The organism is Nocardia sp. NPDC004260 (assembly GCF_053603155.1).
The window spans coordinates 45538-67791 of record NZ_JBSGEZ010000027.1 but is presented as its reverse complement, the minus strand read 5'-3'; the positions used below and the strand labels follow the sequence as shown (position 1 = coordinate 67791).

The 22254-nt window shown below is 66.8% G+C and carries 22 protein-coding genes and 1 tRNA gene; 16 read left to right on the top strand and 7 right to left on the bottom strand.

What is annotated here, in order from left to right:
* Positions 1 to 2: 2 nt before the first annotated feature.
* Positions 3 to 75, top strand: a tRNA-Asn gene (locus ACWEO7_RS17775).
* A gap of 154 nt (positions 76 to 229) precedes the next feature.
* On the opposite strand, the gene sigJ is transcribed toward ACWEO7_RS17775, so the two are convergent.
* Complete coding sequence (gene sigJ / locus ACWEO7_RS17770) at positions 230 to 1120, bottom strand: RNA polymerase sigma factor SigJ (RefSeq protein WP_452424527.1); 891 nt, start codon at positions 1118 to 1120, stop codon at positions 230 to 232.
* A gap of 137 nt (positions 1121 to 1257) precedes the next feature.
* On the opposite strand from sigJ, the gene ACWEO7_RS17765 reads away from it, so the two are divergent.
* From ACWEO7_RS17765 to ACWEO7_RS17755, 3 genes are all read left to right on the top strand, one after another.
* Entirely contained in the window at positions 1258 to 1836 is a 579-nt protein-coding gene (locus ACWEO7_RS17765; RefSeq protein ID WP_452424525.1) for an NADPH-dependent FMN reductase, read from the top strand.
* Positions 1837 to 1876: 40 nt separating this feature from the next.
* Positions 1877 to 2368, top strand: a complete 492-nt coding sequence (locus ACWEO7_RS17760; RefSeq protein ID WP_452424523.1) for a YybH family protein — start codon at positions 1877 to 1879, stop codon at positions 2366 to 2368.
* A 387-nt stretch (positions 2369 to 2755) separates the two neighbouring features.
* Complete coding sequence (locus ACWEO7_RS17755) at positions 2756 to 4237, top strand: MDR family MFS transporter (RefSeq protein ID WP_452424521.1); 1482 nt, start codon at positions 2756 to 2758, stop codon at positions 4235 to 4237.
* Positions 4238 to 4336: 99 nt separating this feature from the next.
* On the opposite strand, the gene ACWEO7_RS17750 is transcribed toward ACWEO7_RS17755, so the two are convergent.
* On the bottom strand, positions 4337 to 4768 hold the full coding sequence (locus tag ACWEO7_RS17750) for a hypothetical protein (RefSeq protein WP_452424520.1): 432 nt from the start codon (positions 4766 to 4768) through the stop codon (positions 4337 to 4339).
* Between the two features lie 258 nt (positions 4769 to 5026).
* Here ACWEO7_RS17750 and ACWEO7_RS17745 point away from each other — a divergent pair, with 258 nt between their 5' ends.
* The 8 genes from ACWEO7_RS17745 (at position 5027) to ACWEO7_RS17710 (ending at position 13254) form a co-directional block, all read left to right on the top strand.
* A complete protein-coding gene (locus ACWEO7_RS17745; RefSeq protein ID WP_452424518.1) occupies positions 5027 to 6274 on the top strand; it encodes a helix-turn-helix domain-containing protein in 1248 nt (415 codons plus the stop codon).
* Between the two features lie 571 nt (positions 6275 to 6845).
* Positions 6846 to 7442 carry a TIR domain-containing protein gene (locus tag ACWEO7_RS17740; RefSeq protein ID WP_452424517.1) on the top strand — a complete coding sequence of 199 codons (597 nt, stop codon included), beginning with the start codon at positions 6846 to 6848 and terminating at the stop codon, positions 7440 to 7442.
* A gap of 2 nt (positions 7443 to 7444) precedes the next feature.
* Entirely contained in the window at positions 7445 to 7771 is a 327-nt protein-coding gene (locus tag ACWEO7_RS17735; protein WP_452424515.1) for a hypothetical protein, read from the top strand.
* 35 nt (positions 7772 to 7806) lie between these two features.
* Positions 7807 to 8088, top strand: a complete 282-nt coding sequence (locus ACWEO7_RS17730; RefSeq protein WP_452424513.1) for a LuxR C-terminal-related transcriptional regulator — start codon at positions 7807 to 7809, stop codon at positions 8086 to 8088.
* 201 nt (positions 8089 to 8289) lie between these two features.
* Positions 8290 to 8961 (top strand): vWA domain-containing protein, encoded by a 672-nt coding sequence (locus ACWEO7_RS17725; RefSeq protein WP_452424511.1) that lies wholly within the window; start codon positions 8290 to 8292, stop codon positions 8959 to 8961.
* Positions 8961 to 9959 (top strand): protein phosphatase 2C domain-containing protein, encoded by a 999-nt coding sequence (locus ACWEO7_RS17720; protein WP_452424563.1) that lies wholly within the window; start codon positions 8961 to 8963, stop codon positions 9957 to 9959. Before ACWEO7_RS17725 ends, ACWEO7_RS17720 begins: the two co-directional genes overlap by 1 nt.
* An 11-nt stretch (positions 9960 to 9970) precedes the next feature.
* Complete coding sequence (locus ACWEO7_RS17715) at positions 9971 to 12013, top strand: YVTN family beta-propeller repeat protein (RefSeq protein ID WP_452424509.1); 2043 nt, start codon at positions 9971 to 9973, stop codon at positions 12011 to 12013.
* A gap of 50 nt (positions 12014 to 12063) precedes the next feature.
* Positions 12064 to 13254 (top strand): serine hydrolase domain-containing protein, encoded by a 1191-nt coding sequence (locus ACWEO7_RS17710; protein ID WP_452424507.1) that lies wholly within the window; start codon positions 12064 to 12066, stop codon positions 13252 to 13254.
* On the opposite strand, the gene ACWEO7_RS17705 is transcribed toward ACWEO7_RS17710, so the two are convergent.
* Together ACWEO7_RS17705 and ACWEO7_RS17700 are read right to left on the bottom strand one after the other, a co-directional pair.
* Complete coding sequence (locus tag ACWEO7_RS17705) at positions 13221 to 14474, bottom strand: acyltransferase family protein (RefSeq protein WP_452424505.1); 1254 nt, start codon at positions 14472 to 14474, stop codon at positions 13221 to 13223. The genes ACWEO7_RS17710 and ACWEO7_RS17705 overlap by 34 nt on opposite strands.
* Positions 14475 to 14494: 20 nt before the next feature.
* Complete coding sequence (locus tag ACWEO7_RS17700; RefSeq protein ID WP_452424503.1) at positions 14495 to 15379, bottom strand: SGNH/GDSL hydrolase family protein; 885 nt, start codon at positions 15377 to 15379, stop codon at positions 14495 to 14497.
* A gap of 141 nt (positions 15380 to 15520) precedes the next feature.
* Here ACWEO7_RS17700 and ACWEO7_RS17695 point away from each other — a divergent pair, with 141 nt between their 5' ends.
* Positions 15521 to 15907, top strand: coding sequence for a hypothetical protein (locus tag ACWEO7_RS17695; protein WP_452424502.1), 387 nt, complete (start codon positions 15521 to 15523; stop codon positions 15905 to 15907).
* Between the two features lie 227 nt (positions 15908 to 16134).
* Entirely contained in the window at positions 16135 to 16386 is a 252-nt protein-coding gene (gene mbp1 / locus ACWEO7_RS17690) for a microaggregate-binding protein 1 (RefSeq protein WP_039804891.1), read from the top strand.
* A 77-nt stretch (positions 16387 to 16463) separates the two neighbouring features.
* Here mbp1 and ACWEO7_RS17685 read toward each other — a convergent pair whose 3' ends face one another.
* Positions 16464 to 17654 (bottom strand): lipase family protein, encoded by a 1191-nt coding sequence (locus ACWEO7_RS17685; RefSeq protein WP_452424500.1) that lies wholly within the window; start codon positions 17652 to 17654, stop codon positions 16464 to 16466.
* 199 nt (positions 17655 to 17853) lie between these two features.
* Between ACWEO7_RS17685 and ACWEO7_RS17680 the strand changes: the two genes are divergently transcribed.
* A complete protein-coding gene (locus ACWEO7_RS17680) occupies positions 17854 to 18855 on the top strand; it encodes a YdcF family protein (protein WP_452424498.1) in 1002 nt (333 codons plus the stop codon).
* A 1-nt stretch (position 18856) separates the two neighbouring features.
* Here the strand turns inward: ACWEO7_RS17680 and ACWEO7_RS17675 are convergent, their stop codons facing one another.
* Positions 18857 to 19597: a glucose 1-dehydrogenase gene (locus ACWEO7_RS17675; RefSeq protein WP_452424496.1), complete on the bottom strand. Its 741-nt coding sequence runs from the start codon at positions 19595 to 19597 to the stop codon at positions 18857 to 18859.
* A gap of 213 nt (positions 19598 to 19810) precedes the next feature.
* On the opposite strand from ACWEO7_RS17675, the gene ACWEO7_RS17670 reads away from it, so the two are divergent.
* Positions 19811 to 20707 (top strand): alpha/beta fold hydrolase, encoded by an 897-nt coding sequence (locus tag ACWEO7_RS17670; protein ID WP_452424494.1) that lies wholly within the window; start codon positions 19811 to 19813, stop codon positions 20705 to 20707.
* 46 nt (positions 20708 to 20753) lie between these two features.
* Here the strand turns inward: ACWEO7_RS17670 and ACWEO7_RS17665 are convergent, their stop codons facing one another.
* On the bottom strand, positions 20754 to 22145 hold the full coding sequence (locus ACWEO7_RS17665) for a WS/DGAT/MGAT family O-acyltransferase (protein ID WP_452424492.1): 1392 nt from the start codon (positions 22143 to 22145) through the stop codon (positions 20754 to 20756).
* Between the last annotated feature and the right edge of the window lie 109 nt (positions 22146 to 22254).

The window sequence follows — 22254 nt, the reverse complement described above, 5'->3', positions numbered from 1 at the left end:
AATCCCCTATAGCTCAATTGGCAGAGCAGCCGACTGTTAATCGGCAGGTTTCTGGTTCGAGTCCAGATGGGGGAGCAGAAAAACGGCCTCTGACCAGCAGACTATTTTGCAGGGTCAGGGGCCGAATTTTTTGTCCGAATCTGGAAAACGTCCAGAAATTCTCCCAAAGCGTCAAGAAGCTTGCGGCGTCGCTGTGTGATCCGCCGACTCTCGACCCCGGAGCAGTCGTTCAGTCCGCTGCCCAGAGGCTGAGTTTCTCCGGATTCCGGATCGCCCATATGCGGGTGATCCGGTTGTCGGCGATGTCGAAGGCGTAGACCGACACGATGGTGTCGGCGAGTCGCGCCACCAGGCCGGGTTGGCCGTTCACCGTGCGCTCGAGCAACGTCACCTCGGGAGATCGGGCGGCGATTTCGATCCAAGCGCGGGCGATCCGCTCGCCGCCGTTGATCGGGTGCAGGAAGGCCGGGGCCAGGCCGCCGCTGTCGGCGGTCGCGGTCGCGTTCGGATCGAGCAGCCCGATCAGAGCTTCGATGTCCTGTGTCTCCCAGGCTCGTTTGAAGTCCCTGATCACCTCGGCGTGCTGGGTTCCCGACGGCCCCTGCGCGGTGCGGATGCGACGGCGGGCGGAGGAGGCGAGCTGACGGCAGGCCGCAGGGGTGCGTCCGACGATCTCGGCGACCTCGGCGAAGGAGTAGCGGAAGACATCGTGCAGGACGAACGCGACCCGTTCGGCCGGTGTCATGGAATCGAGCACGACGAGGAACGCCATACTGATCGACTCGTCGAGGGTGACCCGGTCGGCGGGATCGGCGGGTGAGGGGCCAGCGAGCCATTCGGAACGGTCGGGCAACGGCTCGGGGATCCATTCGCCCACATAGCGTTCCCGCCTGGCACGCGCCGAGCCGAGTAGGTCGAGGCAGATGCGGCTGGCGACCGTCGTCAACCAGGCGCCGGGCGCCGCCACCTCCTGCCGTTGCCGCTCGGACAACGCGTACCAGCGCAGGTAGGTCTCCTGCACCACATCCTCGGCTTCGGCCAACGAGCCGAGCAGCCGGTAGGCGAGATTGATCAGTTGACGGCGTTCACTGATCACCGAGCGCAGGTGCGGATCGGTCATGGGTATCGGCTCCTTCGGTCGATGCGGGCCCTACCGAATCGACGAGACAGCGACCCGATTTGTGAGACAGCCTGACATTCCGGACGGCTGTGTCGTCGGAAGGTCGTGACACTTTCAGCGAAGCAGGAGTTCCGGAAATGACCAGAATCGGCATCATTCTCGGCAGTACCCGACCCAACCGTAACGGCTCGCAGGTCGCCCAGTGGGTCTTGGACGTGGCATCGCAGCGCGGCGACGCCGAGTTCGAACTGATCGATCTGCGTGACCACCCGCTGCCGCACCTGGACGAAGCGGTGCCGCCGATGTTCGGCCCGTCCGCCAACACGCATACCCGCGCCTGGGCCGAGCGCATCGCACCGTTCGACGGTTTCGTGGTGGTGACCCCGGAGTACAACGGCGGCGTCCCCGGAGTGCTGAAGAACGCCTTCGATCACCTGTTCGCGGAATGGACCGACAAGGCGGTCGGATTCGTGTCCTACGGCGTGAACGGCGGCGCCCGCGCGGTGGTGCAGTTGCGGACGGTCTGCAGCACGCTGGGCATGGCCGACGTGGGCTATCAGGTCGCGATCTCGGTGCTCACCGATTTCGAGAACCACACCACCTTCGTACCGGGCGAGCACCATGCCGCCGCCCTGGGCAAAACGCTGGATCAGGTCGTCGCGTGGAGCGTCGCCCTCGCACCTTTGCGCGCCGCTTCCACGGTCACCGTCGGGTGATCCGTCAGAAGAGACCGCCTCGCGGCCGGAAATTCATCGAATGGAGGATGCAATGACTGCCAACGATCCCGGAGTCGGTTCGGTGGTATCGGCGCCTGCGCGACGCGCAGTGGACGAAGCCGAGATCAGGCGGCGGATCGACAAGTTGGCCGAAGGAATCGGGGCCAAGGATCTCGAGGGCGTGAAGCAGCTCTACGCAACGGACGTCGTCTCCTTCGACGTCGAGCCGCCGCTGCAGCATGTCGGTATCGACGCGAAAGCGAAGAACTGGGCGAATGCGTTCACGTTCTTCCAGGATGTCACCTATGAGGTTCGCGACCTGGCCCTCACCGTGAGCGACGATGTGGCATTCGGACACGCCTTCGGCCGGCTCAGCGGCACGCTGCAGAACGGGGTGGCGACGAACGGTATGTGGGTCCGGGTCACTCTTTGCTTCCGGAAGATCGGGGGCGATTGGCTGATCACGCACGACCAGGCTTCTGTGCCGTTCGACATTTCGACCGGCAAAGGAGTGGCCGACCTCGAGCCCTAGCTGCTGACTGCCGCGGTAGCCGGGCGATGCCGCCGACACGCCGCGGCCCCGGCGCGAGCGTCGCGTTCGGGGTTGCGGCGCGCGGGTTTCACTCGGACGTCCGCGCCGGGACAGTCCGCGAGCGCCGATCGTCTAGAGTGACCAGGCTCACGATTGGCATTCGCGTAGGGCTGTAGAGGGTCGTGACCAGCGGGTTCCAGCAGGGGTGCTGGGTGGATCGGCGGGAAAACCGGGTGATTTGTGTCGGTACCGGGCGGAATACTGACTCGCGCCCGATGAGTTCGAGCAGTCGACACCGTCTCTACAGCTGTGGCGCCGGGACGCGATCCGGTGACTCGGCGAAGGGCCACATGTTCTGTCAACGACCCATGCCTCCGGAGGTATCCGATGTCCGCCGCACCATCCGTTCCAGCCTCGGGAGGGCGGACACCGACCGTCATCCGGGTGCTGGTACTCGCTACCTTCGTGGTGATCCTGAACGAGACCATCATGATCAACGCGATTCCGCGCCTGATGGCGGATCTGGCGATCACCGACCGGGCGGCGCAGTGGGTGTCGACGGCGTTCATGTTGACGATGGCGGCGGTCATCCCGACCACCGGCTGGTTCCTGCAGCGCGTGTCGACCCGGCAGGCGTACGCCGCGGCGATGGGCGTCTTCCTGGCCGGTACCGCGTTGTCGGCGGTCGCGCCGTCGTTCGCGGTGCTGCTACTCGGCCGGATCGTGCAGGCCTTCGGCACCGCTGTGATGATGCCGCTGCTGATGACCACCCTGATGACGGTGGTGGCCGAGCACGACCGCGGCAGGGTGATGGGCAACGTCACCCTGGCGATTTCGGTGGCGCCCGCGATGGGGCCGGTGATCTCCGGCGGCGTTCTGCAAATCGCCTCGTGGCGTTGGCTTTTCGTGCTGGTGCTGCCGATCGCGGGTGTGATCGCTTGGCTGGGGCTGCGGCAGCTGGAGAACGTCGGTGAACCGCAACCCGGGCAGATCGATGTGGCCAGCGTGGCGCTGGCGGCGCTCGGGTTCGGCGGACTGGTGTTCGGGCTCAGCCGGTTCGAAAGCAACGACTTCGCGGGCCCGCTCGGCATCGTCGCCGTGGGCTCGGCGCTGATCGCCCTGTTCGTGTGGCGGCAGTTGCGCTTGCAGCGTAGCGGTACCCCGCTGCTCGATCTGCGCGTGCTGCTGTCGGCCACCTACACCAAGGCGCTGATCCTGATGTCGGTGGCGTTCATGGCCATGCTCGGGTCGATGATTCTGCTGCCGCTGTACCTGCAGAACCTGCGTGGCCTCAGCCCGTTGGCCACCGGCTTGCTGGTGATGCCGGGCGGATTGGCGATGGGTCTGCTCGGGCCGACCGTCGGCCGCCTGTTCGACCGGTTCGGCGGTCGCTTGCTGGTGATCCCGGGGGCGATCGGAATCGCCATAGCGCTGGCCGGGTTCACTCAGATCTCGATGACCATGCCGTACTGGCAGCTGCTGGCCCTGCACATCCTGCTGATGGTGTCGCTGGCGGCGGCGTTCACCCCGGTGTTCACCCTGGGTCTCGGTGCGCTGCCGCAGCATCTGTACTCGCACGGCAGCTCCATGCTCGGCACCTTGCAGCAGGTTGCCGCGGCGTTCGGCACCGCTCTCGTGGTGACGGTGATGTCGGCGCGTGCCACGTCGCTCGCCGCCGAGGGAAGCGACCTCGTGGCCGCGCATCTCGACGGTATGCGCCTGGCCTTCCTGGTCTCGGCGGCGTTGGCGCTGATCGTGATCGTCATGGCGGTGCTGCTGCCGAACCGGGCCGCCGCGCACGAAGAGGCAGCCCCGGCGGAGTCCGTCGAGGGATCAGAGGCCATGGCTCCCGAACTGACCAAGCGCTGAACCGCTTCGATACGGAAGCCCCTGGACGCATCCAGCGCCAGGGGCTTCGCCGTACGCTCCTACATCGGCGCTGGGCGCGGAATGTCCGGACGACGCCGCTCAACCGCCGACGACCGCGACTACCCGGTAGCCGATGATCAGCGCGGTCAAGACCACGGGAATCGCGGCCACGCTCGGAGTGACGATCGCGCGCGCGAAATCGCGTGCGGGTCGGTTGGAATCGGGAATCATGTCGAACGGGAGCGGCCCGGATGCCAGCGGCTCCCGTAGTTGCCGCGCGGCGGATGCGAACAGTTCCCGGTAACGGCGTTCCAGGCTCAGGTAGTAACCGTCGAGACCCCAGAAGATCCAGGCCGGCGCCAGCGCCAGCAATATCAGGCCCGATCCTTGTCTGGCCTGTGTGGTGAGAAGCGCGAATATCACGGAGACGAGGGTCACCGACCATCCGCGCACCGTGAACGACTGCTGGCTCAATCGCGCGATGATCGACTGCAACATCTCGAGGTGCTTGATGCGGTGATCCGTATCCATCCTGTCCCCAATTCCCGGCTGGCATAGGCTGATTCGGCGTGACTCGGCGCCGAATCGCCAGAGTACGGCACGGCGGCGGCGCAGCCGCCCGCCCAGCGGTTGGATTCGCTGACGGTACGGAGTCGCGGGGGTACACTCGCAGCGACAAGGGGTGTGGGTGTTCGGTCGGCCCTGGATCATAGGGGCGGTTGCAGGTTCGCCGGAGAATTCGTCGCGCGCGAGAACTTCCGGCTGGCAACGGATTCCGAGGTAATACTTATGGCAAGTGCTGAATTCGGTCGAGCACTGCGCAAGCGTCGACTCGAACAGGGGCTGGCCCTGGGCAAACTCGCCGAACTCGTGCACTACAGCAGGAGTCATCTGAGCAGGGTCGAGAACGGGCAGAAGTCGCCGTCCTCGGCGCTGGCGCGTGCCTGCGACGCGGTCCTCTCCGCGGGAGGCGACCTGCTGGTGCTGGCGCCCTCGGCGGCACAGCCGGACCTGGATCTCGATATCGACGTCGGCGGCTACTCGGATGCCGAGTGGAACGTTCGATGGCACGCGGACGGGTCCGGTGTGTTCCGGATCGGGGACTTCGGCGTGCCGCCGGTGACCGCGTTCCCCGCGATAGCCACCAGCTCCGCCGCCTCGCTACCCGGCTTGAGCGCGCTGTTCGAGGAGATCAAACGCCTCGGCCGGACCAGCAGTCCCAGCCTCGTTTTCCCCATGGCGGTGATACACGAACATGCCGCGTCCGCGTCCGCTCTGCGCAGTGCCGGCGAGCTACGCAGGCAACTTCTGCTGCACGCCGCCCGTACCGCGGAATTCGCCGGCTGGATGGCCCAGGAATGCGGCGACGAGCGCGGCGCGCTGTGGTGGACGACGCGGGCGGTCGAGCACGCTTCCGCCGTCAGCGACGAGCACATGGTCAGCTACGCGCTCGTCCGCAGGGCGGTGCTGAGTCTGTACCGCGGCGATTCCGCCGAGACGACCGATCTCACCGAGCAAGTGCTCGCCGACCACGCTGTCCATCCCCGGATCCGCTGGCTGGCCGCGCTGGGGGCGGCACAGGGCTATGCCATCGGCTTGGACCACTCGAATTCCATGCGAGCGCTGGACGAAGCCGCAAACCTTTACGACGCCGCACACCGCACCGGGGAGAACGAGCTGGGTCCCTCGGCCCTGCACGAGCGCTCTGTCCTCATCGAGGCCTGGTGTCACTACGATCTGGGCAACCTCGAGGACGCCGCCGTACTGTTCGACCGAGCGCTGTCGCGGAATCCGGAGCAGTCCGACCGTGACCGGGCGCGGTTCGGCACCCGGCGGGCGTTGGTGTACGCCGCGCTCGGCGACCTGGACCGAGCGTGCGCGTTGATCGCGCCGTTGCTCGACGTCATCAACGCGGTGGACTCGGTGACAATCCGCGCGGATCTCCTCGATTTCGCCCGTACGGTGGGCCGTTACCGCCGACATGCCGCGCTGCTCGACATCCAACCGGCGCTGATGTCGGTCCTTGCCAAGCGTTGAGTGATCGGTTGTCCGTTGCCGCTGCGAACGGCAACGGACAACCACTGTCGCCGGCCGTCTGCTCGCTGAATGCTGAAGAGTGAGCCGCAGTTCGCGGCCTGGAGGTAGGAAAACGCCGCGGGGGCAAATGATGAGGACGAGAACGCCGCTTCGATGTGTTGCGGCCACGGTGGTAGGACTGTGCCGACCTACGGTGAATCGGCACGGCGCTCGACTTATGCGATCACCGAGCACATTTCGCGCCGGCCGGGAGGGCGAGTCGACCACAATGGGGAAATAAACCGACCAGAACCTTTAGATCCGGCGGTCAGGGTATGCACGCGGTCGGATATATGACCGAACGTTTGCTGTTCGAGTCGCTCAGAGCTCGGTCCGAGTGCAGACTGTTCTCTGAAAACCGTGGTGTTTCGCTCGAGGACGAGATTCGCGACCGTGAGGCATCCGGAGGATGTTACTCGGGGGTGCAACGAACTGGTCGGTTCATCCAATCGCTCCGTCATCCGCGGCATCTATTTTTCGCAATCGCGCAGCACTGCGCTCGATAAATCGTCCTCGAGAATTGGGTCAACTGATGGAAATATTTCTGAACTACCGCATCGTTGACAGCGTCTACGCGGTCAACGAGATATCGAAGCAGATGGCACGACACCTCGGCAGGGCGCGTGTCTTCCGGGATGTGGATTCGTTGGCCCTGGGTAGGTTGTACGCGCGCAGGATCCGCCGTGCGCTCGAGGAATGCGACACGATGGTGTCGGTGATCGGCTCGTATTGGCTCGACGCGCGTGACGAACGCGGACTCCGTCGCATCGATGACGATCGCGACTGGGTTCGTACGGAACTCGTCACCGCGTTCGCGCGCGGGATACCGGTCGTCCCCGTTCTGCTGGACGACACGTCGTTGCCGAGTCCGGACCAGCTTCCCGCGGATATCCGCGCGCTATCGCAATCGCAATACTGGCGTATTCGGTACCGAACGGTCGAGGAAGACGTCCGGGGTCTGCTCCGGCACCTTGCTCCGGGGGCCGACATCCGGCCGGACGGGCCGGATCGCGCGGCGCGGCCGGGCCCGCAGAACAGTCAGATCAACGTGGCGAAGGACGGCAGTGTCGTACACGCCAATCAGAACGGAACCCAGAACATCTGGCTGGGCGGCCATCACAGGAGATGACGATGCACCCTTCGCCTGGACCGAACAACAATCCCAACACGAACAATCAGATCAATCAGGCCAGCAACGGCAGCAGCATCTACGCCAACAACGGCGGTCGGCAGAACATCAATATTCACCACGGCCCACGCCGCCGCGTCTGGACGTGGTACGTGCTCGCGGGATTGCTGTTACTCGACGTGGGTTTCTTCGTCTACGGCCAGTCCGCGTACACGGCCGAATCCGGGAACTCCGGCGATCTTTCGCGTGCGTTGACCTTTCTCGCGCTCTTCGTCGCCACCGTTGCCCTCGTGCGGGTATGTGTGCGTGATCTGTTCGGTCGACGGTAGATGCGTGCGATGAATTCTTGTAAAGGAAACAGTTCATGAGTGTCACGTTCGATCACAACGATCCGCTGCCCCCGGCATCGGCGTCGCGGGAGCGTCCGGCGCTGAGCAGCAGGGAGATCGAGGTACTACTGGCGTGGATAGCGTCGGACTCGAAGGTGGAAGTCGCTCGGCGGCTGTACATCTCGCTGGGCACGGTGAACACCCACCTGGCCCGGATCAGGGACAAGTACGCCGCGGTCGGCAGGCCCGCGCCGACGAAAGCCGCGCTCGTGGCCCGCGCATTGCAGGACGCGCTGATCGGCATCGACGACCTGTGACCACGGCCTCGGCGGACGGTCGGGAAACGGCGGCGTGGATATCGCGGAGTGGAAATGCGCTGACGCCGGTGATTCGGGTGGCGCGGAGGAAAACCGTTGGTGCGCACACGGATTTGTCGGTCGAACGGTCGACAGTGAATTACCGCCTGCCCCGGTAATATTGGCACGCCCGGGTGGCGGGGTGAAAGGGAGTGGCACCTGATGAGTGAACCGAAGGCGACAATTCTTCCGGTATATTTCGTCGCGGACGAATCGTATTCGATGGTCGACGATGTGGCGGATCTCAACGCGGGCCTGTCCAGCTTGCTCGACACCTTGCAGGGCGAATCCATGGCCGCGGCGAAGGTGCGTTTCTGTGTGCTGGGGTTCTCCGATACCGCGGTCTGTTATCTGGAACCGACCGATCTGCGGAATCTGGAAGCCATGCCGGAACTGCGGGCGCGCGGTTCGACGTCGTTCGCGGCGGCGTTCGCCGAATTGACCAACCGGATACCGCGCGACATCGCCGCGCTGAAGTCCGCCGGCTACCTGGTCAATCGACCCGCCGTGTTCTTCCTCACCGACGGTGCGCCGAATCCTGGCGAGGGCTGGGAGGCCGAGCACGCGCGGCTGACGAGGTTCGCGGCCCGGCCGAACATTCTCGCGTTCGGCATCGGCCAGGCCGACGCCAATGTGATCCGGCGGGTGGCGACCAACCCGCAGTACGCGTTCATCACCGCGGCCGGCACCGACACCGGCGTCGCTATCTCGAAATTCATCACGGCGCTGACGCAGTCGGTGATCAATTCGGGCCAGGCGTTGGCGACGGGACAGGCGACGCTGCAAGTGGAGAAACCCGATAATTTCGTCTCGCTCGCCGTGGACACGGTGTGATGGGCTTCCTGAGCAAGCGGGGCAAGCGCTTGCCGGATGATCCGGGGCCCGCGGATCCGGCTGTCATCGTGAACCCGGAACCGGCGGCCGAGGCGATCGGACCCACCCTTCCGCGCCGCCCGGCGAGCGAGCCGATCGTCGTCGGCGCCCCCACACCAGCGTTCGAGGCGAAAGCCATCGGCACCGAGTACGGCAGGAATCCGTACCGCGCGGACACCATGATCGACGGATGGTCGCGCGGACCGTTCACCGTTCGCGCGGCATCGGTGCGTGGTTACCTGCACCGATACAACGGCGCACCGCGTCAGGACGATTTCGCGGTCACCGCGGCGCCGGATCGTGATCGACTGATCGTCGCGGTGGCCGACGGAGTGTCCGCGGCGCGGTATTCGCACATCGGCTCGACCACCGCCGTGCGCTACGCCACCCAGTGGCTGGAAGAGCAGCCGGTGGAGGCGCTCGGCGACATCGGATGGCAATCGCTGTTCCAGAACACCGCGTGGATGCTGACCGAGCGCGCCGCCGCTGTGCTGTCGCTGGCGCGGGCCGATGCCGAGCAGGCCGAGCAGGTGCTGGCGACGACGCTGACGTGTGTGGTGTGTGAAAGCGACGCCGACGGCGCGTTGTCCGCGGTGCTGGCCGGTGTCGGCGACTCCGGTGCCTGGTTGCTGTCGGACGAGCGTTTCGTCCCGGTACTCGGCGGCAAGCAGTCGTCGGACTCCGGGTTGACCTCCTCCGCGGTGAGCGGGTTGCCGAGAGTTCCGAACGAAGTCGAGCCCATCTCGGTGACCGTCGAGCCGGGCCAGGTGTTGCTGGTCGGCACCGACGGATTCGGCGATCCGCTCGGCGGCGGCGACGGCGAGGTCGGGGCGTTGTTCGCCTCGGTGCTCGCCGGTCGGGTGCCGTCGCACCTCGAATTCGCGCACACCCTGGATTTCTCGCGAGAGACATTCGACGACGACCGGACATTGGTGGCCATCTGGCCGAGGGTGAACTGACGGGATCGGCAGTGACGCAGCAGCGAGTGAAGGTGGGTCAGCTCGGCCCGTTGACCAAGCTGGCGGCCGGTGGTCAAGGGGTGGTCTTCAGCGCGCCGAGCGCGCGCATGCGATACGCGAAAGCGGTGGTGTACAAGGAATACAAACCCGTCGTGCTGGCGAATGTGGCGGTCGACGTGTTGGAGGAGATGCCCGCCTACCTCGAATCGCTGCCCTTCGCGGAGGGCATGGACCTGCTCTCCCGGGTCGCGTGGCCGTGCAGGCTGGTCGAGGCGGACAACTCCGCCCAGGTGACCGGGTTCGTGATGCCCGCGATTCCGGACGAGTTCTTCATCAAGATGACCATGTCCTCGGCTGTGCAGTCGAAGACCGCGGAGTTCCAGCATCTGCTCAACGGTGACAGTTTCCTGGCGCGGCGCGGCATTCCGCTGACCGACCGGCACCGCTACGAGCTGCTGGCCGATGCCGCCGAAGCGCTGACGATTCTGCACCGCCACGACATCGCGGTCGGCGACCTGTCACCGAAGAACCTGCTGTTCTCGTTACAGCCGGAGCGGAAGGTGTACTTCATCGACTGCGATGCCATGCGGCTGCGGTCCCGGTCGGTGTCGGCGCAAGTCGAGACTCCGGACTGGGACGTCGAGGTGGTCAATCCCGGAGAGGAACTGGCGACCGCGCGATCGGATGCCTACAAGTTCGGGTTGCTCGCGCTGCGGCTGCTGGCCGGAGACCAGAGCACCCGCGATCCGAACCGGCTGCCCGCCGCCGTGCCCGCTCCGGTGCGGGGACTTGTCGGCACGGCCCTGTCGCCCGTACCGGCGCAGCGGCCCCGGCCGGGGGACTGGTTGCCCGTGCTGACCCAAGCCGCGGCGCACGCCGCCACCCGCGCGCCGTCGCCTCCGCCACGGACCACACCGCCGCGCGGAACGGCGGCGCCCGCCATCGTCACACCGGCACCACCGGTCATCATGCCGCCGCCCGCTCGCCGCCGCCCGTGGGCGCCTCGGATTTCGACTCGGGTAAAGGTGATCTCCGCGCTCGCTCTCCTTGTTGTCGTCGGCTTGCTGGCCGGCAAGATGTCCGGCGACAACGGTCCGAGCGCCGCGGGCAACCGCGCGGCGGCCGTGGCGACCGGACCGACCTCGGTGACCGCCACGATCGCCGTAGGCGCGCAACCCTGGGGCGTCGCGATCGATCCGATCAGCGCGAACTTGTTCGTCACCAACAGCGCGGGCAATTCGGTCTCGGTGATCGACACGAAGACGAATGTCACCGGGGTGGTTACGGCACCGGGAATGGTGAAGCCGGCAGCGGTCGCCATAGATTCGGCGGCGGGGCTCGCCTATGTCACGAATGCCGGAAGCGCTTCCGTGTCACTGATCAACACGCGCAATGGGTCTTTTGTGGGAAGTATCCCCGTGGGCGCGGGGCCGTACGGCATCGCCGTCGACTCCGCCTCCCACACCGCTTTCGTCACGAATTTCGAGGCCGATACGGTGTCGGTGATCGACACCCGATCCAGGGTGGTCACCGCGACGATCCGGGTCGGTAGCCATCCGTACGGCGTGGCCGTCGACCCGAGTTCGCACAGCGTCTTCGTCGCCAACGCCGGTCCGCCCGGCGCCGTCGACCACACGGTGTCGGTGATCGATCCCGCCCTGCCGGTCGTAGCCGCCACGATCAATGTCGGGAATCAACCTTGGGGCGTGGCGGTCGACTCCGACACGCGCACCGCGTACGTCACCAATCATGCCGACGGCACCGTATCGGTGATCGACATTCGAACCCGCGCGGTCACCGCGACGTTGCGCGTCGGGCTCGGACCGGTCGGTGTGGCGGTGGACGGGCCGCGGAAGACGGTGTATGTGACCAACCATGGCCTCGACGATGTGCGTACTGCCAGTGCTGTTTCTCTGATCGACACCCGGACCGGCAAGCCCGACAGCTCGATTCGAGTCGGGAGCCGCCCGCACGGTGTCGTCGTCGACCTGGGCAACCGGACCGTCTACGTCACGAACTTCAGCGACGGCACAGTGTCCGTGATCGGTGACTGATGGCGACGCACAGCTTCCGCCATGGAAGAAGACGATGGCCGCGGCTCATTGTGGCAGTCGTCGTCGCATACGCGACCGTCGTGGTCGTGGGCGGCGGGTCCGAGCCAGGGGCGCGTGACGACCCGGTGAGCGCCGGGGATTCCACCGCTCTCGGTCACACGCTGGAGCCGATCGTGCACGCAGTGCTCGACGCGCACCTTGTTCCGGGCGCGGTGGTCTACGTGCGGACGCGGGACATCGTGTGGCGACAGGCTTTCGGCACGCGAACGGTCGGGCGGAGCGATCCGGTGACCGTCGACGACTTCTTCCGCGTGGGTTCCACCACCAAGACGATGGTCGGCACGGTCGCGCTGCAGCTGGTCGGGGAGGGCAGACTGGCCCTCGATGATCCGGTGTCGAAGTACCGGCGCGGCGTTCCGAACGGCGCAGGCATCACGATCGCCGAGCTGCTGAACATGCGCAGCGGGTTGTTCAGCTATAACGAAGCACCTCAGCTCGCCCGAGCGATGGACGACGACCCGGGGCGCACGTGGGAGCCGGAAGAGCTGCTGCGGCTGGGGTTCTCGTCGCCGCCGTATTTCGCCCCCGATGCCGAGTTCCGCTATTCGAATACCAACACGATCCTGTTGGCCTCGGTGCTCGAGCAGATCACCGGTGAGGACATCCGCTCGCTGCTGACGAATCGGATCTTCGTTCCGCTCGGCCTGACGAACACGTCGTTCCCAGCTCCCGGCGACGCGTCCCTGCCGATGCCGTCCCCGCACGGATACCTGTACGGCACCAACGAGTCCGCGCTCACGTCACCGCGGTTGCCCGACGACCAGCTCGCCGCGGCTCGCGCTGGATCACTACTGCCGACCGACGTGACGAACCTGGATCCCTCGTGGATCGGGGCCGCGGGCGCGGCGATCTCGACCGCGGCGGATCTGGCTGCCTACGTGCGCGAGCTGATCGGCGGCGACCGCCTGCTCGGCCCCTCGCTCCAGGCGCAGCGCCTCGACAGCGCGGCTCCGTTGAGCCGGAGCGATCCGGCGGGCATCCACTACGGTCTCGGACTCGAGTCGTTCGGGCCGCTGCTCGGCCACGACGGGGCTATCCCCGGGTTCCAGACGTTCATGGGCTATGACCCGGTCACCGATATCACCGTCATCGTGTTGTGCACGCTGCGCGACGGGCCCGCGGGCGGGAGGCCCGCGAACGAGATCGCCTACGGTTTCGCGCGCACGCTGATCGGCGGCTGATCCGCGGCGGTGGCCGCCCGACGTGGCCGGTCACCAGGTGGGCGTCCGGCGAAGCGTCGCATGATGGGCCGGTCCACACCGTGGTAGATGGCCGCCGCGGCGAGGATCGATATGACCAGTACGACTGTCGCCCACAACGCCCAGCCGCCGATCGAGTACCGGTGCCCGCCGATGAACAGCCGGGTGACGATCACCATGACCGGGAACTGGATCATGTAGAACGCGTAGGAGATGTCACCGAGCCAGACCAGCGGCCGTGTGGCATCGAGGCCGGAGATTCCCGCCAGGTCCCGGGCGGCCGAGGTGGCTATCACCGCCGTCATCGGCGCCACCAGCAGGGCGGACATCTTGTAGTTCACCGGGACGAACCAGGTGGCGCCATAGACGAGGACCAGCGCTGTCAGCGGTGTGGTCAGCCGCGTATTGCGCCAGAGCCCTTCGGCGACGAGACGGGCGGCGATGACTCCGAGGTAGAACTCCGGCAGTCGTGACGCCGGGAAAAGGTAACTGAGCCAATAGGACGTCGGGATCGCAATATCGCGCTGCGCGAACCATTGTGGTGAGGCGTGAATTTCGAACTCGGGCGACACATCGCCGCGCAGCAGCCTTGGCGCGAAGGTGTTGGCGATGCCCTTGGGGCCGTCAGCCCACAGGTAGAAACCGGTGTGCAGCGCCAGGATCGCGACCAGCAGCGCCGCCACCGCCCACCACAGCCCGCGTCGCGGAATACGCGCGACCATCGGGTAGGTCAGGGGAAAGCTGAAGTAGAACAGCAACTCCGCGCACAGCGACCAGGACGGGACGTTGAGCCCGCCCAGCGTGGTCCACTTGCGCACCCAGGTGTGCACGAGCAGAACGTTCGGCGCCCACACCACCGCACGGCCGAGCGGGACGCCTGCCGCGACGACGAACACCAGCGCGGCGACCAGATGGGTCGGGTAGATCTTCAGAATTCGGCGGCGATAGAACAACCGCACCGGCATACCTTTGCGAAACGACCAGTAGATGACGAAGCCGGACAGTACGAAGAAGAAGGTCACCCCCGCAGCGCCCTGCTGCATCGGAGCAAAAGTGTGAATGGTGCGGAACAGCTCCGACTTCTGGAACGGATAGGCCGGGATGAAGACCAAGGCGTGCAGGACGAAGACGGCGAAAGCCGCCCACCACCTCGCACCGGTGAGCGCGGGCAGCTCAACGGCCGGGCGGTAGTCGGACGGCATGGGCGGGCCGTGCGTCGCGCTCAGAGCCCGAACCGCTGGCGCACCTGCACGGCGACGGCACCGTTGCCCTGCGCGTTGGGATGCACCGGGGCGCCGTCGAATGGCGAGTCCGCGCCGGCGAGCCCGCTGATCCACGGTTCCTCCGAGCAACTGGCGTGCCCCGCGGTGATCGCGCGCACGTCGACGAACTCGATGCCGAGCAGCTCCGCGGCGGCACGTTGCGCGTCCTGCAGGCGATCGAGATAAGTGATGTAGCCTTCCGCGCGCGGCTGGACGACCCGTCCGACCACGGCGAGATCCATGCATGCCGCGGGCTGCCCCGGGGGGAAAATCTCCGGGTATCCGACGAGCGCCACCCGCGCGTTCGGGGCGTAGTAACGCACGAACGTGACGACCTCGCGTACGCGGTCCGCGTAGGTCGCGCCGGTCACCGCGCGGTAATCGGGCAGCCGGTTCCGCTCCGCCGCGTCGAGCCCGCACCCCTCGACGATGTCGAGAAGGCAGTCGGTCGAGGGAAACGCGGTCCCGGTCGACGCACCCCAGATGTCGTTCAGGCCTGCTTGGATCAGGACGGCACGTGTATCGGGTCCGAACGCGCCCTGCGCGTGGGCCTTTCGCGTCTGATGCACGAGCGTCCAGCCGTTCCCGGTGTCGATCGTGCCGCCGTTGCAGGACACGTCTACGAATCCGGCGGTGCCGGAGAGCCTTGTCGATATGGCGAGTTTGTTCGGCCAAGAGTTCGGTGACCGAGCGCACCCGTCGTCGGCATGGCCGAGGACAGGCGCGGTGGCGGTGAACGAGTCGCCGAGGACGACCAGCGTCGCGGCGCCGGCCGGATCGGCCGTGGCGGTCGTGCAAGAGGGCAGGGCGAGCAACGAGATCGCTACTAGCGCCGCGGTGGCCATCGACCTACCTCGGACGGATCTCATCGCACACCCAATCTTTCGACGGCACAGGAGGTTCCAGTATCGCGTCGGGCCGCCGCCCGCCGCTGTCGGTCGAACGGCCGACTGCCGTGGGCGCCGTGCCGGCACTAGCGTTGCCTCGTGCCTACTCTCCGATCCGAATCCCGTCGGTTGCCGCTCGTGTTGGGCATCGTCGCGCTCGCGATCGGCGGATGCGCGCAGCCGTCGGAGTCGGCGCCCGCCGCACCGGCAGCGTCGACGTCGGCCACGAGTCCGACTTCCGCCGCGGCGCCCGCGCCGGTGTCGCCGATCGCTCCGGAGCCGATCGCTTCGGCGCCTCCGGAGACTCCTGTTTCGGGGGCGGCTCTGCCGGAACCCGACGTGCCGGAACCCTTGGCCGAGCCCCCTGCCGGCGTGCGCGTCCCACAGCCGCAGCCCGCCGCGCCGCAGCCCAGACCCGCGCCGCAGCAGCCCGCGGAGCCGCCCTCCCTTCCCGACCCCGGTTTCGAGCCGCGTTCCGGGTACTGACCTCCGCGCTGACGCATGCCGGAAGAATGGTGGCGAGCGTGCGCGATTCGATTCGGCGGCGCACGCGCGGGAATTCGCGGGCTCCGGGCAGCGGTTCGTACGGCTATTCGCGTCGCGGTCGCGGACACAAGTAATGGCGGCCCGTGGCGGCGCTCACAAGGTGATTGGCTCCGCCGGACACGGGTATGCGACCCATGTCAGCCGACAAGGAATATGGGAGGTATGTGATGCCCGAGCATCGGAGCGGACCCCTGGAAGCTGTCGAAGGTGTCGTCGAGGACGCCAAGGGGAAGGCGAAGGAAGCCGCTGGCGTCGTCACCGGTGACGAGGACCTGAAGAAAGAGGGTCGCGCACAGCAGGACAAGGCCGAATCGCAGCGCGAGGCGGCGCAGAAGGAAGCCGAGGCCGAGAAGGCCCGTGCGGAAGCGGATCTCGATGAGGCCCGGCAGAGCGCGTACGAGAGCGGCAAGGACGCCTAGCTTCCGCGAGATTCGATGTGGCCGTTTGGCGGAACGGCCCGTCACCGGCCCGGCGGTGAACTACCGCCGGGCCGATCTCAGCAATTACTCGGCGCGGGAACGCCTTTGAAGCGCGCTTCCAGCCAATTGAGCGCGGACGGTATGCCGAGCACCGCGGCGGACAGATGGTCCGGGCTCGGGAATTTCTCGTATTGCACTCGCGCACCCGCGGCGCAATACCGCCGCACCGTAGCGTCGACCGAATCCACCGGAATGAGAGTGTCCTGCTCCGCACGCCATTGGTAGCTCGGCGTGGCCGGGATGTCTTCGTAGAGTTCCAGGCTGTTCTCCTCGAGCACCTCGCGTGCGCGCTTGTCGTCGGCCAGCGAGTTCGAGGCCGCGACGTCCACGATGCCGCGGCCTGCGCCGACCAGCAGGATGTCGTTGGTGCAACTGTTGGCGATCCGATTGCGGACCGACAACCCGAGCGAATTCAGCTGATCGCTCACCGGCAGCCGCGTCGGGTACTCACGCTCCAGCCCGAGGGCGGCGGCGAAAGCGAGACCGAACACCGCGTGCGGCGCGTAGCCGAGTCCCTCGATCATCTTGACCAGATTCATCGGCACCCCGCCCGCGGCGACCCCGACGAGCGGCAGTTCCGGCGCGTAGCTCGGCGCCAGCGCGGCCGCCCACGCGCTCGCCATGCCTCCACCGGAATACCCGAGCAGGCCGACCGGGCTGTCCGCCAATCCGAGTTCGGCGACCCGCCGCGCGGCGCGGATGCCGTCCAGCGTGATCATGCCGCCGAGTTTGGCGGCGCCGTAGGCACTGGTGGGTCCGAGGTGGTCGGGGAGAGCGACCGACCAGCCGCGCAGCAAGAGAGCATTGAGCGCGGGCGCTTCGCGGATCGACAGGTTGGGGTCGCTGGTGTAGAGCACGCGCGACACCGTGCACTGGGTGCCGAGTGCGTTGATGATGTGCTGATAGGACAGCAGTGGCCGACCGGGGGTGGGATTCTGCGGCGTCAGCACGGTGGTGGTGGCCGCGATCGGCTCGCCCGTGGAGTTGGTGGAGCGGAATTTGATCATCGTGACCGTCGAGCCGGGAAACATCGGTAGTGCGGGCATCGGGCGGACGGCGAGGACGTCACCCGGCGCGGCGTGGTCCAGTCCGGCCGGAGCGGCGTAGAACGGATCCGGATCCGGTGCGGGGTAGATCGGTTGCGCCGCGGCCTGCGGTGTGATCCCGCAGAGGGCGGCCGCTGCGGTGGCGATGAATAATCGAAGCATGGTTTTCGTCGACTCCCCTTCATCACAACGTGCTGTTCAGTAACGCTGGTGTGCTGAAGCCGAATGCAGCCGGACACCGGTCGCTTGCGACCGATGCCCGGACCTGCACACTGTAGGGGACGATCGGGAAAAAGCCCAGGTCGCCGCGCCGCTCGTCGACGGAGGGGCGCGCCGCGCGCCCGTCGGCTACCGTGACCCGGTGCTTTTGCTGGTCGTCGGCGTGGTCCTGCTCGGTGTGTTCGCGGTGCGATTCGGCAGGGACCGCAGGCGTCTGGGCCACGGGGTGTTCCTGCTTCTGGGGCTGGGGTTCGTCGGCGCGTGGGTGGTCGGCCGGATCATCGAGGGCGATCGCACGGTGGTGCTCGCGCCGCTGGTGGTGCTGCTGTCACCGCTGCTGGTGCTGGTGCTGGCCGGGTTGTCGATCGCCAACGGCGCGCAGTTGGTGCGCCGTGAGGGTTGGCGTCTTCCGAATCTGTTGCCGCTCGGACTCGGTATCGCCCTGTTGACGCCGTACGTGGTGCTCGTCCTGGCACTGCTGACCGAAAACATCTGGCTGGTAGTGCTGCTGGCGTCGCTGACGATGACGATCAGCTACGTCGGATTTCTGTTCGCGGCGTTCCTGTTGTATTCCCTGTGCTACGGACTGTTGCCCTACCGTCCCGGGATGGACGCGATCGTCGTGCACGGCGCCGGGCTGGTCGACGGTGCGGTGCCGCCGCTGCTGGCCGCGCGCCTGGATCGGGCGATCGAGGTCTACCGTGACGAAGCCGGTGCGGGGCGCGCCCCACTGCTGATCGCCAGTGGCGGTAGGGGAGACGACGAGGAGGTCTCCGAGGCCTCGGCCATGGGTGATTACTTGATCGACCGGGGCGTGCCGGAAGACCGCGTCGTGCTGGAAGACCGGTCGGGAACGACCGAGGAGAATCTGCTCTTCACCAAACGGCTGCTCGGCGAGCGCGGTCCCACTACGCGCATGGTGCTGGTCACGAGCAACTTTCACATGTTGCGCACGGCGATCCTGGCCCGCCGCCTCGACCTCGACGCCGAGGTGACGGGCGCCAAGACCGCCTTCTACTACTTGCCGAGCGCCTTCCTGCGCGAGTTCGCCGCGCTGCTGGTGGCCTACAAGTGGAGCAACGCGATCGTGGCAGTGGCGCTGGTGTCGCTTCCGCCGCTCGCTCTGCTGGCCACCCGCGGGTGACTCAGAAGCTCTTGTGCGGAACGCCTACGGTGAGACCGCCGTCCACCACGAACTCGGCGCCGGTCGAGTACGACGATTCGTCGCTGGCCAGGAACGTCACCAGGGCGGAGACCTCCGACGGGTCGGCGCCGCGGCCGAGCGGGATCTGGAGGAAGTCCTCCGGGATGTTCTCGGTCATCGGTGTACGGATCAAGCCGGGGTGCACGGAATTCACGCGGATCTTGTACTGCGCCAGCTCGAGCGCGGTGGATTTGGTGAGCCCGCGCACGGCGAACTTGGTGGCCGTGTAGCCGTGCAGGCCGGGGCTGCCGCGCATGCCTTCGACGGAGGAGATGTTGATGATCGAGCCGCCGCCGGCATCGATCATCGCGGGCGTCGCGGCCTGCATCCCGAGGAATGTGCCGGTGAGGTTGATGTCGATGATCCGTTGCCATTCGGCCAATTCGAACGCGACGAGCAGGTTGCCGTTCACGATGCCCGCGTTGTTCACCAGGACACTCAGCGACCCGAAGCGCTCCACCGCCGCGCCGACGGCTTTGCGCCAGTCTTCCGGCTCGCGCACGTCCAGGTGGACGTAGGCGGCGTTGTCGCCGAGTTCCGCGGCGACCGCGGCGCCCTCGTTGTCGAGCACGTCGCCCAGCACCACGCGCGCGTCCTCGGCGACCAGGGCCTTGGCGTGCGCCGCGCCCATGCCACGCGCTCCGCCGCTGATCAACGCCACCTTGCCGGTCAACCGCCCCATCCGGGGTACCTCCGTCTCTCGAATCTGCCTGTAACACGTTACAGAAAATGCGCCTGATGTCGACGCGTGCCGAGACAGTAGCCCAGGCGGTCGCCGGTGACAGCGTGATCGACCACGTGTCCCGGTGAGCGGGCCGTCGGCGCCATTCCCGTGCGCCGCACATGTGAAACGTGTTCTAAAATGACCCAGGTGTGACCACTCGGGAGGTGCGCTATGACGAACCCCGGCCGAAGCGTGACGCGGTTCGGCGGACGTTTGCGGGTGCCGGACATCGCCGAGGTGCCCGGTGGCCGCCTGGTCGAGCTGGCGGGTCGAGGCCGGACCTACGTGGTCGACATCCCGGGGCCCGAGCACGCGCCCGCGCTGGTGCTCCTGCACGCCACCGCCTGCACCGCGTACCTCACCTGGTTCCCGTCGCTGGCGGAACTGGCCCGGCGGTACCGGGTCATCCTGTTCGACCAGCGGTGGCACGGGCGCGGCATCCGCTCCGAGCGGTTCACCCTGGAGGACTGCGCCGACGACGTGGCGGCCGTGCTCGACGCGTTGGAGATCGACCGAGCCATCTGCGCAGGGTTTTCCCTGGGCGGAATCGTAAGCCTGCTGGCGGGACATCGCCATCCGGACCGAGTGAGCGGGCTTGTGCTGTGCGCGACGCCCTATCGGTTCCGCGAGAAATGGCGTGAGCACGCTTTTCACCGGACGTTCGGCGCTGTCGCCGCCGCTGTGGAGCAATACTCCTACCGTCGCGCCGAGAAGTTCGCGGGCCGTCTGCCCGAGCTTCCCGAGATCACGTGGGCGCCGGGACGGTTGGATCGCTGGGCGCTCGGCGAGTTCCGCAGCACCAGTGGGTGGGCGCTCACCCAGGTGCTCGCCGCGGTGGGGCGCTTCGACGCGACCGCGTGGTTGCCGGAGTTGACGATGCCGACGGCGGTGGTGATCACGACCCGAGATCACGCGATTCCCGTCTATCGGCAGAGGGAGTTGGCGACGATGATTCCGGGGGCGAGCAAGCATCTGGTCGCGGCCGGGCACGCGTCCTGTGTGCTGGAAGCCGATCGTTTCGTACCGGTGCTGCTCGAAGCCTGTGCGGCCGTCGCCGCGAAGATGTGAATCGGCAGGTCCCGTCCGGCGGCGGTGGCGGACCGGGACCCGGCGCTCAGCCCGACGTGCGTGCCGCGGCGAGCAATTCGGCGACCACGCCGGGAACGGCGTCGGCCAGCGCGGCGATGTCGGGCACCAGTTCCTTGCAGGCGATGAAGCCGAAGTTCAGCTTGTCGTTGTTCGACAGTACGGTCACCGTCAGGCCCGCGCCGTGGAACACCGGTCCGAAGGGGTACATCCCGTCCACCCGGATGCCGAGGAAGTACAGCGGCATCGGCGGACCGGGCACGTTGGACACCACCAAGTTGTGCACCACCGGGTGCTTCTCCGCCAGCTTGAGCGAGGAGTACATCCGTGCGGCGAGCCGGAAGGTGTTCGGCGGGGCGTATTGGGACCAGTCCTGCAGGAAGTCGGCGCCCATCACCTCGTGCTCTTCCTTGGCTCCCCGGTTGGCCTCGGCCACCTCGCGCAGGCGTTCCACCGGGTCGGCGAGGTCGGTGCCCAGCCGCGCGAACAGCGTGGACACCTTGTTGATCCCAGCCTTGTGCCGGGTCGACTCGTGCACGGACACGGGTACGGACGCGATGAGCGAGCGGTCCGGCAACTCGTCGCGCCCGGCCAGATAGGTGCGCAGCGCACCGGCGACGACGGTCAGCACCACGTCGTTCACCTTGACGCCGAACGCGGAGCGGATCTCCTTGACGGCGTCGAGTTCGGTCTCGGTGAACGCGACGGCGCGGTGCGGGGTGATGGCGAGATTGAACGGCGTGCGTGGAGCGGAGAACGGGATGGCCATGCCCGTCTTGTTCTGGCGACGGCGCTGCGCGAAACCGGCGACTACGCCGACCGTTTTCGGCAGCATCCCGACGATGCCCGCTCGGGTCGGGAACTTCACTACCGCCTCGGCCAGTAATTGCCAGTCATTCGGTTTCGGCTCGGGGCGCCACTCCTTGTCGGGTACCTCCTTGGCGGCGCCCGGCTCCAGATCGCACAGGTGCATCATCAGGTCGGCTCCGGTGACGCCGTCCACGGCGGCGTGGTGGTATTTGCAGATCACCGCGACCTTCCCGTCATCGAGACCCTCCACCACGGACATCTCCCACAACGGGCGGTCGCGATCCATGGGGCGGCTGGCGATGTCCCCGACGAGTTCGGCCAGCTCGCGGCGTCCGGCCGGCGCCGCGATCGCGATGCGGCGGAGGTGGTAGTCGAGGTCGAAATTCTCGTCCTCCACCCACACGGGATGGTCGAGGTTCAACGGCACCTCGTACACGCGGCGGCGCATCTGCGGAATAAGGGGAAGTCGCCGAGCCAGCTCGGCTTTGAAGCCGTCGAACGAGTAGCCGCCCGACGACGGGTCGAGGATCAGCAGCGCGCAGACGTGCAGATGCTGGGTCCCGGTTTCCAAGTAGAGAAAGCTGGCATCCAATCCGGTCAATCGTTCCATAGCCAAAGCCTACTAGAACACGTTCTAATTTTGGGCCGGAAGCGGCAGGTGTGACGACTGTCGCGGGTGGTGTCACCGTACAGCGGCACGTGACGCTTTTGTGTGTTAC

Bases quoted from the DNA above. Each gene is read 5' to 3' on its own strand.
- ACWEO7_RS17700 (WP_452424503.1), bottom strand. From the start codon at position 15,379: ATGGCCACCGCGGCGCTAGTAGCGATCTCGTTGCTCGCCCTGCCCTCT.
- ACWEO7_RS17740 (WP_452424517.1), top strand. From the start codon at position 6,846: ATGGAAATATTTCTGAACTACCGCATCGTTGACAGCGTCTACGCGGTC.
- mbp1 (WP_039804891.1), top strand. From the start codon at position 16,135: ATGCCCGAGCATCGGAGCGGACCCCTGGAAGCTGTCGAAGGTGTCGTC.
- ACWEO7_RS17720 (WP_452424563.1), top strand. From the start codon at position 8,961: ATGGGCTTCCTGAGCAAGCGGGGCAAGCGCTTGCCGGATGATCCGGGG.
- ACWEO7_RS17730 (WP_452424513.1), top strand. From the start codon at position 7,807: ATGAGTGTCACGTTCGATCACAACGATCCGCTGCCCCCGGCATCGGCG.
- sigJ (WP_452424527.1), bottom strand. From the start codon at position 1,120: ATGACCGATCCGCACCTGCGCTCGGTGATCAGTGAACGCCGTCAACTG.
- ACWEO7_RS17670 (WP_452424494.1), top strand. From the start codon at position 19,811: ATGACGAACCCCGGCCGAAGCGTGACGCGGTTCGGCGGACGTTTGCGG.
- ACWEO7_RS17765 (WP_452424525.1), top strand. From the start codon at position 1,258: ATGACCAGAATCGGCATCATTCTCGGCAGTACCCGACCCAACCGTAAC.
- ACWEO7_RS17745 (WP_452424518.1), top strand. From the start codon at position 5,027: ATGGCAAGTGCTGAATTCGGTCGAGCACTGCGCAAGCGTCGACTCGAA.
- ACWEO7_RS17725 (WP_452424511.1), top strand. From the start codon at position 8,290: ATGAGTGAACCGAAGGCGACAATTCTTCCGGTATATTTCGTCGCGGAC.
- ACWEO7_RS17755 (WP_452424521.1), top strand. From the start codon at position 2,756: ATGTCCGCCGCACCATCCGTTCCAGCCTCGGGAGGGCGGACACCGACC.
- ACWEO7_RS17735 (WP_452424515.1), top strand. From the start codon at position 7,445: ATGCACCCTTCGCCTGGACCGAACAACAATCCCAACACGAACAATCAG.
- ACWEO7_RS17685 (WP_452424500.1), bottom strand. From the start codon at position 17,654: ATGCTTCGATTATTCATCGCCACCGCAGCGGCCGCCCTCTGCGGGATC.
- ACWEO7_RS17705 (WP_452424505.1), bottom strand. From the start codon at position 14,474: ATGCCGTCCGACTACCGCCCGGCCGTTGAGCTGCCCGCGCTCACCGGT.
- ACWEO7_RS17665 (WP_452424492.1), bottom strand. From the start codon at position 22,145: ATGGAACGATTGACCGGATTGGATGCCAGCTTTCTCTACTTGGAAACC.
- ACWEO7_RS17760 (WP_452424523.1), top strand. From the start codon at position 1,877: ATGGAGGATGCAATGACTGCCAACGATCCCGGAGTCGGTTCGGTGGTA.
- ACWEO7_RS17750 (WP_452424520.1), bottom strand. From the start codon at position 4,768: ATGGATACGGATCACCGCATCAAGCACCTCGAGATGTTGCAGTCGATC.
- ACWEO7_RS17675 (WP_452424496.1), bottom strand. From the start codon at position 19,597: ATGGGGCGGTTGACCGGCAAGGTGGCGTTGATCAGCGGCGGAGCGCGT.